This window comes from Paractinoplanes brasiliensis (genome assembly GCF_004362215.1).
In the GTDB taxonomy this organism is placed as follows: Bacteria; Actinomycetota; Actinomycetes; order Mycobacteriales; family Micromonosporaceae; genus Actinoplanes; species Actinoplanes brasiliensis.
In genome coordinates this window covers 6,701,901-6,714,927 of record NZ_SNWR01000001.1, presented here as the reverse complement: position 1 = coordinate 6,714,927, position 13,027 = coordinate 6,701,901, and the positions used below count along the sequence as shown (strand labels likewise).

The 13,027-nt window shown below is 70.3% G+C and carries 9 protein-coding genes; 3 read left to right on the top strand and 6 right to left on the bottom strand.

Going from position 1 to position 13,027, the window contains the following annotated elements; all coding sequences use genetic code 11:
* Window positions 1–97 precede the first annotated feature (97 nt).
* The gene (locus C8E87_RS30070; protein WP_133876202.1) at window positions 98–2,212 is read left to right on the top strand and encodes an NB-ARC domain-containing protein; all 2,115 of its coding nucleotides are present in this window, start codon (window positions 98–100) and stop codon (window positions 2,210–2,212) included.
* A 69-nt stretch (window positions 2,213–2,281) separates the two neighbouring features.
* Here the strand turns inward: C8E87_RS30070 and C8E87_RS30065 are convergent, their stop codons facing one another.
* The 4 genes from C8E87_RS30065 to C8E87_RS30050 are packed head-to-tail and all read right to left on the bottom strand — an operon-like array spanning window position 2,282 to window position 7,784.
* Window positions 2,282–3,895, bottom strand: a complete 1,614-nt coding sequence (locus tag C8E87_RS30065) for a tetratricopeptide repeat protein (RefSeq protein ID WP_133876201.1) — start codon at window positions 3,893–3,895, stop codon at window positions 2,282–2,284.
* Window positions 3,862–5,889: an MMPL family transporter gene (locus tag C8E87_RS30060; protein WP_133876200.1), complete on the bottom strand. Its 2,028-nt coding sequence runs from the start codon at window positions 5,887–5,889 to the stop codon at window positions 3,862–3,864. Before C8E87_RS30060 ends, C8E87_RS30065 begins: the two co-directional genes overlap by 34 nt.
* Window positions 5,890–5,947: 58 nt before the next feature.
* Window positions 5,948–6,619, bottom strand: a complete 672-nt coding sequence (locus tag C8E87_RS30055) for a response regulator (RefSeq protein ID WP_133876199.1) — start codon at window positions 6,617–6,619, stop codon at window positions 5,948–5,950.
* Complete coding sequence (locus tag C8E87_RS30050; protein ID WP_133876198.1) at window positions 6,612–7,784, bottom strand: sensor histidine kinase; 1,173 nt, start codon at window positions 7,782–7,784, stop codon at window positions 6,612–6,614. Before C8E87_RS30050 ends, C8E87_RS30055 begins: the two co-directional genes overlap by 8 nt.
* 117 nt (window positions 7,785–7,901) lie before the next feature.
* Between C8E87_RS30050 and C8E87_RS30045 the strand changes: the two genes are divergently transcribed.
* Window positions 7,902–8,666: a hypothetical protein gene (locus C8E87_RS30045; protein ID WP_133876197.1), complete on the top strand. Its 765-nt coding sequence runs from the start codon at window positions 7,902–7,904 to the stop codon at window positions 8,664–8,666.
* 537 nt (window positions 8,667–9,203) lie between these two features.
* Here the strand turns inward: C8E87_RS30045 and C8E87_RS30040 are convergent.
* Both C8E87_RS30040 and C8E87_RS30035 read right to left on the bottom strand, forming a co-directional pair.
* Window positions 9,204–10,847 carry a SulP family inorganic anion transporter gene (locus C8E87_RS30040; RefSeq protein WP_239080287.1) on the bottom strand — a complete coding sequence of 548 codons (1,644 nt, stop codon included), beginning with the start codon at window positions 10,845–10,847 and terminating at the stop codon, window positions 9,204–9,206.
* 32 nt (window positions 10,848–10,879) lie between these two features.
* Entirely contained in the window at window positions 10,880–11,218 is a 339-nt protein-coding gene (locus C8E87_RS30035; RefSeq protein WP_133876195.1) for an ArsR/SmtB family transcription factor, read from the bottom strand.
* Between the two features lie 459 nt (window positions 11,219–11,677).
* Between C8E87_RS30035 and C8E87_RS30030 the strand changes: the two genes are divergently transcribed.
* Window positions 11,678–13,018: an FAD-dependent oxidoreductase gene (locus tag C8E87_RS30030; protein WP_133876194.1), complete on the top strand. Its 1,341-nt coding sequence runs from the start codon at window positions 11,678–11,680 to the stop codon at window positions 13,016–13,018.
* Window positions 13,019–13,027 lie beyond the last annotated feature (9 nt).

The following is a 13,027-nucleotide window of genomic DNA, read 5'->3' as shown; positions in this document are numbered from 1 at the left end:
GCGCCGTCGGCACCAGCACCGGTTGACCGGCAACACAGTTCGTCTCGGTTGGCTGTGAATCATTCGATCCGCGCCCACCATCGTCCATCATGGATGCGTGACTGGTGTAGACGCCTCCGGCGAGCGCACTCTCATCGTCGAAGCTGCTGCGGTGACGACGGTGAGCGAGCTCGGCGCCCTGCTGCGCCGGCTGCGTCTGAGGCTCGGGCATCGGAAGGGAAGATCGGTGCCGAGCTACCGTGAGCTGGCCAATGCCAACGGCTGGTCCCACGGTGCGGTCGGAGGTTACTTCTCCGGGCGGGTACTGCCTCCGGTGGACCGGTTCGACACCCTGGTTCTGCAGCTTGGCGCGTCCGAGGCCGAGCAAGGCATGCTTGCTTCGGCTCGAGACCGGGTGGACGAGCGGCGACGGTCCACCGGTCCGGCGACCGAGGCGCCATGTTTCCTGCCGGTTTCGCTGCCGTCGTTCGTCGGCCGCACCGCTGAGCTGGCGGCTCTGGACACCCTGCACGGGGAGTATTCCCGGGCCGGGGCCACGACGGTCGCTGTGATCTGCGGGGGTGCCGGGATCGGCAAGACCTCGCTGGCCGCGCAATGGGCTCGCCAGTCGGCTCAAGGCTTTCCCGGTGGTCGATTCCTGATCGATCTACGAGGTTTCAGCCCGCACTGCGAGCCGTTGTCCGCCGAGGCGGTGATGCGCACCCTGCTCGGGTATGTGGGCGTACCCGACTCGGCCCAGCCACCGTCGATCGCCGCTCAGGCCGGGGTGCTCCAGCGGGTGCTCAACCGGCGGCGGGCGCTCGTCGTGCTCGACAACGTCGTGGACACCGGCCAGGTACGGCCCCTGCTGTCCGCCATGCGTGACTGCCTGGTGTTGGTCACCAGCCGTTACGACCTTCCTGGTCTGGTAGCCGATCTGGGCGCCCGGACCATCACTCTGGGCCTGCCCACTCGTGCGGAATCCCGCCGGATGCTCGAGGCCCGGATCGGCCGGTCCCGGACGAATGCCGAGCCAACCGCGCTGGATGACATCATCGCCTCCTGTGCACGGCTTCCGCTCGCCATGGCGGTGGTCGCGGCCCGGGCCGCCGCACGGCCGCATTTCAGCCTCGCCGAGATCGGTGTCGAGTTGCGCAGGTCCGAGACCTGCCTGACCTCTCTGGAGACCGGCGAGGAAACGATGAGTGTCCCGGCTGCCCTGACCTGGTCTTACCAGCGTGTCAGTGACACCGCCAGCCGGCTGTTCCGTCTGCTCAGCGTGCATCCGGGGCCCGATCTGGCTGTTGCGGCTGCGGCCAGCCTGTCGGCCCTGCCGGTGGACGTCGCCCAAGCGGGATTGTCCGAGCTCAGCCGGGTGCACCTGGTCTCGGAGAACGCCGGCGGGCGCTACGGTCTTCACGACCTGATCCGCGCCTTCGCCGGCCAACTGGTTCGGGCCACCGAGGCACCGGCCGCCCGAGTCCGGATGCTCGACCATTACCTGTACGCGGTCCGTGCGGTGGCAGGCATGCTCGACCCGGGGATGCCTGTCGCGGACAGCGGGCTGCCGTCTGTGGCCGAGGGGACAGTCCGTCCGGACTTCCCTGATAAGGGCAGTGCTCTGGCCTGGCTGTACATCGAACGCAACGTGCTGCTCGCCGTGCTCAACACCGCCGGCCGCATGGAGCCCGACCCACGGATCTGGCTGCTGGCCCGATGCTTGGGCGAATTCGTCGACCGCCGAGCCGAGCAGGGCAGCACGACAGCCGAGCTGACAACCGTCCTGGCCAGGACACAGCAGCACGGCGACCCGGCCGAGGAAGCCCACGCTCGACTCGTCCTGGGTCGGCTACTGCGCGAAACCGACCGTAGCGCCGCCCGGATGAACCTGGAACGGGCGCTTGACCTGTACGAGGCACAGGCGGACCACACCGGCCAAGGCAAAACCTATCGCGCGCTGTCCGTACTGTCCGCCATCGAGGGCGACATCGTCGCCGAGAACGACTTCTCGGTACGGGCAATGCAGATGTTCTGGGCGGCTGGGCTCCGCGCCGGTACAGCACGAGGATGGGAAGGCCTGGGCTACTGCTATCGGGACACGGGCCGTCCGGAGGAAGCTGTCCGGTTCGCCGCCCGGGCCGATACTCTTCGCGCTGAACCCCGTCGGGCCCGCACTCGTGCCGCGCATACCAGTGTTTCAGGGCGGCGGACCAGGTTGTCAGCAGGTGAGTAGACCGCGTCGCCATCAGCCGTGGCCGGGTCTGCAACGGCAGGATCACGAACGGGGCGCCGGTACGGTCGATCATGAAGCACGCCGGCGGGCTGCCTCGTCGAGCTTGGCGACGAGGTTGGCGATCGTCGGCCGGTTGGGATGTCCGGCCGAGGTCGTGGCCAGAGCCTGGTGAGCCAGTGCGCGTGCCTCCTCGAGGGCATCGAGCGTCTGGGTGGCCAGACAATATTGCGTGAGTGCCTGGGCGGCCACCACGGCGACCGTCGGGTATCGGGGGTGGGCCGGAGTGACCAACGTGACCGACCGGCGGGCGTGGAGCACTGCCTCGGTGAGCACGGCGATATCTCGGTTTTGCTGGTGGAGCAGTACCAGTGCGTTGACGAGATTGCTCAGGGCACCTGCGTGTTCGGCGTCGTCCGGATGGTGCTGCGAGCTGGCGAAACGGGCGGTCGTGACGGCCTCGCTGAGCGCGTCGGGATCGTGGGTGATCTGGTAGAAGTCGATCAGGGTGGTGGCCAGTGCGCCGGCGGCCCGGCCCAGGAGGCTGTCGCTGGACACAGCGGCGGCGAGGCCTTCCCGCCCACTCTGTACCGCCTCGATCAGCGCGGACCGGTCGCCGGTGCGTGCCGCGGTGGTGCGGAGAAGCACGCACAGGATCCCCTGTGCCATCGCGGTGGCTGCGGCATCGTCCCGGCTGGCTTCGACCGCGATACGGGCGGCCTCCACGGCGATGGCCAGCAGGTGGGGGTCGTCGCTGTTCTGGACCTGGATCCGCAGCTTCTCCGCCGTGGTGAGCGGGTCGCTGAGGTCGAGGAAGATCGGGTCCCGACGGGGTTCGGGCTGCCTCGCTGATTCGGTCTGCGGTACCGGTGGGGGCTGCGATGCGGAATCGGGCTCATCCTCACCACGGTCCGCCGCGCCGGCGACGACCTGGCGGAGAAAGTCTCCCGCCGGATGACCCCGCGAGATCAGCGATTCCACCCAGGTGCCGGCACCCGTCCGATCACCCGCGGCGATCAGCGCCAGGACCAGGTTGGCCATCGCGTCGGGTGATCCGGCCTCGGCCCCGAGCCGGTAGTGCCGCAGCGCTCCGGCCGGATCGCCCCGAAGCTTAAGAAGGTTCGCCAGACTGTTGTGGGTCTCGGTGTTGCCGTGCTCGCAGGCGGCCCGCCACCACCGCTCGGCCTCGTCGAGGAGGCCGTCCTGCTTGTACAACACGCCCAGGTTGTGCATGGCCTCAGCCCCGCCTTGGTCGGCGCCCCGGCGGAAGGCCGTGTAGGCGTCGTCCCGGCGGCCGCATTCCAGCAACAGGCTGCCGATGTCGCTGAGCAGGGCCGGATCGGTGGTGGCTGCGGCCCCGGTCAGCAACTGGACCGCCAGTTCCCGCTCCCCATTCTGGAGGGCCTGTACGCCAAGGGTGATCAACAGGCGTGGGTCGACCTCGTCGGGTTCGGGCTTCGCCCTCCGGAATCGGTTGAACATCGTGGTGTCTCTCCATTGCAGACGGTGATCGGCCACCACAACGGCACCTTGCAGTACGGTCGCCGCGACCGGCCGTGGTGAAAGCCGAAGGGGAGACCTCCATTGTCGGGCCGTGGTCCAGCTCCGATCCGCGATGTTGGACACGGTTGGACACGGAGACTGTTCCGCCGTCAGCGAAGCCGCCTCGCAGCCGGCGGCGCCCACCAGTTGTATCGTCCGACCAGGGTCATCGTCGCCGGTACGAGGAACAGCCGCACCACGGTCGCGTCGAGGACGACGGCCAGCAGCAGCCCGAGACCGATTGCCTTGACCGGGACAAAGCCCGCGGTCAGGAATCCGGCGAACACCACGCCCATGAGCAGGGCCGCGGAGGTTATGACCCGGCCGGTCGTCTGCAGCCCGATGGCGACCGCTCGTTCGTTGTCCCCGGTGGTGAGCCAGTGTTCGCGGATGCGGGACAGCAGGAACACCTCATAATCCACCGACAGGCCGAACGCGGTCGCGCCGACCAGCACCGGCACGCTGAGATGAACGGCGCCCAGGCCGCTCGTCCCGAACCAGCCGGCGAGGTGGCCCTGCTGGAACACCCACACCACCCCGCCCAGAGCGGCGCCGATGCTCAGCAGATTCGTCGCCACCGCCTTGACCGGCAGCAGCACCGACCTGGTGAACATGAACAGCAGCACGAGCGTCGCGAGTGCGATGACGCCCACAGCCCACGGCAGACGGCTGATGATCGCCGCTTGGTAGTCGACGAGTTGGGCGGTGTCGCCGGTGACCAGGAGCCGGGGCGACGCCGGCATGGCGCGGATCGCCTTCACGACCCCACGGGCGGCCTCGCTCGACGCCGGCACGTCGAGGTCGGCGGAGAACACAGTCAGCGCACCGGAACCTACCGTCTGGACGTCGGTGACGTGCGGGAGGGCCGCCATACGCCGGCGCACCCCGGCGAGTTCCGGGCTGTCTGTGGGCGCGACGGCCGCGACGACAACAGGGGCTGGCCGGTTCAGGTCGGGAAAGTCCCGGACGATCACGTCGTGGACTTCGCGGCTCTGGCTCCCCTCGGGCAGGAGCCGCGGGTCGAGTTGCGCAAGCCGCAGTCCGAACACCGGCAGGGCGATCACGGCCATGACGAGAGCCGCCACGAGCGCCGTCGGGACGGGCCGGCGCTGCACGGCACGGGCGATACGGGCGAAGATCCCCCGGCGAGCCGGTGGCCGAGCCGGCCCGATGCGGTGTCCGAACAGGGTCAGCAACGCCGGGAGCAGTGTCGTGGCCGCGCTCGCGACGACCAGTACCACGCCGACCCCGGCCAGGCCCATGGACCGCAGAAAGGGGTCTGGGAAGACCGTCAGCCCGGCGAGGACAGCGGCGACGGTCAGACCGGAGAAGATCACGGTTCGGCCGGCCGTGGCTACGGTGCGGGCCACTGCGGCGGGCACCTCGGGATCGATCGCGCGCTCCTCGCGGAACCGGGTGACCGTGAGGAGGCCGTAGTCGATGGCCAGGCCGACCGAAAGCATCGTCGCCACCTGGATGGCGTACACCGAAACCCCGCCGACCAGGCTGTACGCAGACAGCAGTCCGAAGGTGCCGCCGACCCCCGCGAAGGCAACGATCAGCGGCAGTCCGGCCGCGATCAATCCACCGAAGATCAGGAGCAGGAACAGCAGGACGACCGGGGTGGTGAGCATCTCGGCGCGTTGCGTGTCGGACTGTGCCTGGACGCTGAATTCGTGGTTGGTCAGCGGGCCGCCCGCCACGGCTACCGTCGCGCTGCGGACGCCGTGCATTCGCCCGGCCACGGCGTCGGCGGTCCTCCGCATCTCGTCGCCCGGTTCGAGGTGGATCAGGATCAGCAAGGTCTCCCCGCCGAGGCCGGGCCGCGGTCCGGTCACCCCCGTGACGCCGGGCGTGACACGGAGGTCGGTGACGGTCGCGCCGACCTCCTCGCGATCGATGGGGCCGGCCGCCGGCCGGGCGCTCAGGACAGCGGTCAGCGTCACCGGTTTCGGCGCCATGCGGGTGATCAACTCGTCGGCCCGGTCCGACTCGCTGCCCGGTACGCGGCCCACGCTCACGTCCAGCCGGCCGAACACCCCGATTCCGCCGGCCAGCGAGGCGATGACCACGACCAGCCACACCAGGATCGTCGCGACAGGATGCCGGATCGACAACCGGCCGGCGGAGAAACGCATGCGGTCGATGCTCGGCCAGGCTGCCCTCCGAGGTAACACTCGTGAGAATGAGTGCGCCTCACCCGGCCGGGTGAGGCCGTCCGCTGACGACCAGGCCGGTCTCGTACGCGAGGACGACCGCCTGCACCCGGTCCCGGAGGCCGAGCTTGGCCAGGACGTTGCTGATGTGGGTCTTGACCGTGTTCTCGGTGATGTGGAGCTCGGCGGCGATCTCGGCATTCGACAGGCCCCGCGCCACGGCGCGCAGCATGTCGGTCTCCCGGGCGGTCAAGCAGGCCACCTCTCCCGCGCTGGGCGGGGCCGGGCGAACAGCGATGTCGGCGATCAGGCGGCGGGTGACCGAGGGGGCGAGTAACCCGTCACCGGCTGCGACCGTCCGGACCCCGGCGACCAGGTCGGGTCCGCGCACGGTCTTGAGCAGGAAACCGGTGGCACCCGCCCGCAGCGCGGCGTAGACGTGCTCGTCCAAGTCGTACGTGGTGAGCATGAGCACGCGCGCCGATGTACGGGCACAGATCGATGCGGTGGCCGCGACGCCGTCCATACCGGGCATCCGCACGTCCATCAGGACCACGTCGGGCCGTAGCTCCAGCGCGGCGGCCACCGCCTCGTCGCCGTCGGCCGCGGTGCCGACGACGGCGATGTCCGGCGGGCCGCTCAGGATCAGCGTGAGCCCCTCGCGTACCAGATCCTGGTCGTCGACGATGAGGACGCGGATCTGCTCAGTCATGGCGTACGCCCGGTCGGGGCAGTGCGAGGGACGCGGTGACACGGAAGCCCGCGCCACCCTCCCCCCGTCCGGCGCGCAACTCGCCGTCGAAGGCGCGGACCCGCTCGCGCATGCCCACGAGCCCGTGGCCGGGAAGGGGGCCGTCCGCTGCCGTACCTTTGCCGTCGTCGGTGACCTCGATGCGGAGCATGTCGTCACACCAGTGCACGAGAACACGCAGCTCGTGGGCGCCCGCATGTCTGATCGTGTTGGTGACCGCCTCCTGCACCAGCCGGTAGGCGGTGGTCGCCAGGTCGGTCGGCACGGGCCTGGGCCTGCCACGGCATGACAACTCGGCGCGCAGACCGGCGAGGCGGGCACGCCGCATCAGCTCCTCCAGTCCGTCCAGCCCCGGCTGCGGATGCCGGGCGGCAGCGTCGCCGCGTAGCACCCCAAGCACCCGGTCGAGCTGAGCCACTGCCTCACGCCCGGTGGTCGAGATGACGTCGAACCGCCGCGCCGCCGGGCCGGCTGCGGTCGAAACCACCAGGCCGGCCTCCGCCTGCACCACCATGAGGCTCACCGAATGGGCCACGATGTCGTGGACCTCACGGGCGATGCGTTCCCGTTCCCGGGCCGCGGCGGTCTCCTCTGCGTGGGCGAGACGCCGCGCACGTTCGTCGAGCATCGCGACCCGGTCACGCCGCGCCCGCGCTCCAGTGCCCAGCGCATACGCCACGGCCAGCGGCAGCGCGGCCATGGCGAGGGAGCCTGGTCCCCTCCCGAGGACGGCGAATACGACGATCACCGTACCGGCCGCGGTTGCCCCGACGCTCAGCTGCCGCCACGGAGATGCTGCCAGCGACGCGATGGTGTAGGTGGCCACGACCTGCCCGTACGGCAAGGGGATCGCCATCAGGACACCGGCCGCGGCCAGACCGACGGTGCCGGCGCCGACCACGGCCGCGACTGCGATCGGATACCGGTGGCGGACCACCAGCGGCAGCGACGCGAACGCGGCGGCCACGAACACCGGCCACCCGCACGGCACGGCCGCCCGGGCCGGGACGGCGATCGTGGCCAGGTAGCACAGCACCGCGACAGCCGCGTTGACGGCGACCGGTTGCGCCATCAGGCACCGTCCCGCCCGCGTCCAGGCGGAGACCGCCCCCTCCGTCAACGACATGTCGCCTCCCGGCCCGCAAGTATCGGCCTCCACCCCGCCGACCGCCAGAGAACCCTGCCAACCGGATCGCCGTCTCGGACGATATCGACGTTCGCAAGGCCCTTCTATGGTGACGGCGTGACGACCGTGGCGACCGTGGCGTTCTGCTTCGGCTTTCTTCTGGTGGCCGGGGCCGGGATCTTCCTGCTGCTGATCATCGCCGACCTGCGTGCCCTGTGGATCCTGCACCGCCTGCGACCGTCACCGGTGGGCACCCGCGGCCGGGTCGCCATCGAGGGAACCACCGAGTACAGCGAGGCCGGCCGCCAGATCGGCCCGGTGACCGGCGAGGACTGCACCTGGTACCGGGTGACCCTGTTCAAGATGCGGATCAGTTCGTTCGTCACCAGCGACGACCACGAACCCGAGGTGATCCTGAAGGCCGAGTCGCCGGCCTGGCCCGCTCTCGCTGACAAGAATCGGCGCATTCCGGTCCACCCGCGGCTGGTGACACCGCGGGACACGGTCAACGACCCGTTCATGAGTGGAGCATCCGTTTACCAGGTCACCGACGTGTCCTACGACCGTGCCGATCCGGTTCCGTTGCCTCCGATCGTCCCGGCCTCCGTGATCGCCGGCCTCCGCAAGTCCGAACGACTGCACCTCACCGAGACCCGGGTGCCCCGCGGGCTACCGGTCTTTGCCATGGGCCGGGTCACCAACCGGGGTCTGCTGCCCAACCGGACCGGCCTGACCGTCTTCACCACCGACTCGCGGGCCGCGATCATCGCCGACCGCCGCGACGCTGTCCGCACCGGCCGGCTCGCGGCCCTCTGGTTGACCGTGATAGGACTGGCCCTCGCCGTTCCCTCGACCCTCTACCTGATCGCCCAGCCCGGCTGAGGCGGTCGCTGCTCGGCGCACCTCGTACCGGGTCGCGGTCTTGTCCCGGCCGAGCGCGCCCAACATCACGTGGAAGCCGTACGTCACTGCCTTGCGGTAACGCAGCACCAGGACCAGTTCAGGACCACTCACGTGGCCACGATTTTGCCAGCCGCACGAATGGCATCGCCGGGGCGCGGCACCCGAGTCTGCGTACCCGCCGAGACAGTGCAGCCCAGACAGCGGGAAGGGACGCCTGTGTCGCGAGCGGTTCGGTAACGTCGGCCCCTACAGGCACGATCACCTCAACGTGAGGAGTCCACTGTGCGTCTGCGAACCGTGGTCCTGACCATTACGGCCTTCCTGCTCGCCACCGTCGCGGCCCTCCTGGCCAGTCCGGGCGCGGCCATGGCCGGCTACACCTGGTCCAACTGAGTGGCCCTGTGCGGGAGCGCCCGGGTGGCGCTCCCGCCGCAGACAGCCACACCCGCCAGACGCTCTGGTCGCACCACCCGGAAGCGGCGTCCCCGATGCCGGGCACGTCGGCGAAGCGGGCGCCTACGCCGTCGTCGGTGGGGTGGGCAGGACGTGGTGTCGGGCGTACGCGATGGCGGTTGGGGTGTCGGGGAAGACGTGGCCGTCGCGCTGGAGTTGGACCGCGAGGCCGAGGGTGTTCAGGATCTGCTCGTGCTCGGGGGCTATGCCGGACAGCAGCACGGTGATTCCGCGGCGTTGCAGGCGGGCGATGGCGTCGCCGAGGACCTGCGCGCCGGTGGCGTCGATGGTGGACACGCGGGACATGCGCAGGATGACCACCCGCACGTCGGCGACCTCGGTCAGCTCCAGCAGGAAATGGTGGGCGGCGGCGAAGAACAAAGGACCGTCGAGCCGGTACGCGACTATGTGCTCGGCGAGCAGCTCGTGTTCCTCGGCGGAGTGGTCGCCGGATTCCAGCGGGACCTGTTCGAGCCGTACGGTGCGGGCCACGGCTCGCAGCGCCAGGACGACGGCGACACCGAGGCCCACCACTACGGCGGTGACCAGGTCGAACGCCACCGTCACAGTGAAGGTGAGCGCGAGGACGAGGGCGTCACCGCGTGTGGAGCGGGCCAGCGCCAGCAAAGCGCTCGCCTCGACCATGCGTACGGTGGTGGCCAGCAGCACCCCGGCGAGTGCCGCGAGGGGGATGTGGGACACCAGGGGCGCGGCGGCCAGCACGATCACGCCGAGGGCGACCGCGTGGGTGAGGGACGCGAGCTTGGAGCCTGCGCCGGCTCGCACGTTCACCGCCGTACGGGCGATCGCCGCCGTCGCCGGGATGCCGCCGAACACCGGGGCGACCAGGTTCGCCAGACCCTGGCCGAAGAGTTCCCTGTCCGGGTCGTGCTGCTCGTTGACGCTCATCGCGTCGGCGACGGTGGCCGACAGCAGGCTCTCCAGCGCGGCCAGGGTCGCCACGGCCAGCGCCGAGGGCAGCAGCGCGGAAACGGCGTGCAGGTCGAGGAAGCCCAGCGAGGGGGCGGGGAGGCCGGCGGGCAGCGCTCCGATGGGCGTCAGGTCCAGTGACGTGACCGAGGCCAGGATCGTCGCGAGGGCCACGGCGATCAGCGAGAACGGCAGGCCGGGACGCCACCGGGCGCCGAGCAGCATCACCGCGGCGACGCCCAGCGCCACCATGACCGAGGCGGGGTGCGGATCGCCGGCGAAACGGCCCACGGCGTCGGCCGCTGCTGCCCACACCTTCTCCCCGTGCGCGTCGGCGACCCCGAGCGCGGCCGGCACCTGCTGCAACGCGATCACCACGGCGATGCCGGCGGTGAAGCCCTCGATGACCGGGGCGGGCAGGTAGCGCACGTAACGGCCCAGCCGGGCGACCGCCAGGCCGATCAGCAGCACACCGGCCATCACGCCGACCATCAGCACGCCGGTCGTCCCGAACTGCGCCATCACCGGCACCAGGACCACCGTCATCGCCCCGGTCGGCCCGGACACCTGCAGGTTGGAGCCACCGAACACGGCCGCGATCGCGCCGGCCACCACCGCCGTGACCAGCCCGGCCTGCGCGCCGAGCCCGGAAGCCACCCCGAACGCCAACGCCAGCGGCAACGCCACCACCGCCACGGTCAGCCCGGCCAGCAGATCCCGGGTGGGGTTGCGGCGTACCGCCGTCCAGTCGGAGCGCTGAGGCAGCAGGGTGGTCACACGCCGTACGGCTTGGGTCGTGGTCGCCGCTGTCACCCGTCGCGCCGATCGGCCTGGAGCTGCACCAGAAGGTCGCCGCCGTTGGTCAGGACCGTGCCGAGGATCCGGCGGCCGGCGGCCAGCAGATCGGCCACGTCGGGCGTGCTCAACGCGTATCGGGTCGCCGCACCCTCCCGGGTCGACTCGACCAGCCCGGCCCGGCGCAGCACGGCCAGCTGCTGCGACAGGTTGGACGCCTCCACGTCGATCTCGGCGAGCAGGTCGCGGACCAGCTTCGGACCGTCCTGCAACAGCTCCAGCACCCGGATGCGTACCGGGTGGCCCAGCGTGCGGAACAGCTCCGCCTTGGCCTGATACAGCGGAATCGGCACGCCGCCACTCCCCTCGCGCTCCTACGACCTGCACACTTTATCAATTGAAGAATTCTTCAAATAACCAGCCCGCCTCCCCGGGCCACTCGATGGAGGTTCGCGGGGCCACCGGCCGGCTCCGCGGCACCCGGCGCCGGAGGGCTCCCTGCTGGTCCACGCCGCCGGCGGGCAGGGCAAGACGCGGCTGAGGCGGGCACGGGGTTGGTGCGGACGCCAGGAGGGCGGTGCCGCGTCGAGTCAAGAGTGGGTGACCCGGACCGCGGGCGAGAGGTCGATCACACCCTCCGAGGTGTCAGGGCGCGTGAACAGGCTGGTAGGGGGCAAGTTAGGGTGCCCTGTGACAGAGGTCGCTCGGCGCTTCGTTGACTTGAAGTCTGGTTGAGGTTTTAGCTTTGCGGGCGCTCCGGGAAATGCGGAGAAAACGCAAGAGCCGGCCCGACGACCGAAGGAAACGCTTACATGGATCGCCCCCTCAGGGTTGCTGTCGTCGGCGCGGGGCCGGCCGGCATCTACGCGGCCGACATCCTCACCAAGGCCGCGCCGAGCGCGAGCGTCGACATCTTTGACCGGCTCCCCACGCCGTACGGGCTGATTCGTTACGGGGTGGCGCCCGATCACCCGCGGATCAAAGAGATCGTCGTGGCGTTGCACAACGTGCTGGAGAGCCCGCGCATCCGGTTCATCGGCAACGTCGACTACGGCGTGGACGTCAAGCCGGAGGAACTTGCCCCGTTCTACGACGCCACGATCATCGCGACGGGGGCCGACAAGGATCGGGAGCTGGACATTCCGGGGATCGACCTGCCGGGCAGCTTCGGCGGCGCCGACTTCGTGTCCTGGTACGACGGCCACCCCGACGTACCGCGGGACTGGCCTTTGACAGCGACGAAGGTGGCCGTGATCGGCGCCGGGAACGTGGCCGTCGACGTGGCCCGGATTCTCGCGAAGACGGCCGACGAGCTGCTCGAGACGGAGATCCCCGAGAACGTGTACCGGGGGCTGCTGGCCAGTCCGGTCACCGACGTGCACCTGTTCTCGCGGCGCGGGCCGGGGCAGGTCAAGTTCACGCCGATGGAGCTGCGGGAGCTCGACGAGTCGCCCAACGTCGAGGTGATCGTGCACCCGGAGGGCATGGAGTTCGACGAGGGCAGCCTGGCCGCGATCCGGGCCAAGCGGTCGCTGAAGATGTGCGTCGACGTGCTGCAGAACTGGTGCGCCCGGGATCCGCGGGACCGCCAGCGCCGGCTGCACCTGCACTTCCTGCAGGCCCCGGCCGCGATCGTCGGCGACGAGAACGGGGTCACGGCGCTGCGGACCGAGACGCAGGAGCTGACCGGGGACGGCACCGTGCGCGGCACCGGCGAGTTCACCGACTGGGACGTGCAGGCCGTCTACCGGGCCATCGGCTACCTGAGCCGCCCGATCGCCGACCTGCCGTTCGATCACGTCACCGGCACGGTTCCGCACGAGGCGGGCCGGGTGCTGGACCTCGACGGCAACCACGTCCCGGGGCTGTACGCGACCGGCTGGATCAAGCGGGGGCCGGTCGGCTTGATCGGGCACACCAAGAAGGACGCCTCCGAGACCGTGGCGAGCCTGCTCGAGGACGTGGCCGGCGCGCCCGCGACCAGCCGGGACGACGTTCTGCCGTACCTGGAGCGGCGCGGGGTCGGCTACACGACGTGGGACGGCTGGAAGCGGCTCGACGAACACGAGGTCGGGCTCGGCGCCCCGCACGGCCGGAAGCGGATCAAGGTCGTCCCGCGTCAGCACATGATCGACATCAGCAACGGGGCCTGATCGGCGTAT

Excerpts from the sequence above, each read along its gene's own strand:
- C8E87_RS30050 (WP_133876198.1), bottom strand. The coding sequence starts at position 7,784 with ATGTCGTTGACGGAGGGGGCGGTCTCCGCCTGGACGCGGGCGGGACGG.
- C8E87_RS30030 (WP_133876194.1), top strand. The coding sequence starts at position 11,678 with ATGGATCGCCCCCTCAGGGTTGCTGTCGTCGGCGCGGGGCCGGCCGGC.
- C8E87_RS30060 (WP_133876200.1), bottom strand. The coding sequence starts at position 5,889 with ATGCGTTTCTCCGCCGGCCGGTTGTCGATCCGGCATCCTGTCGCGACG.
- C8E87_RS30055 (WP_133876199.1), bottom strand. The coding sequence starts at position 6,619 with ATGACTGAGCAGATCCGCGTCCTCATCGTCGACGACCAGGATCTGGTA.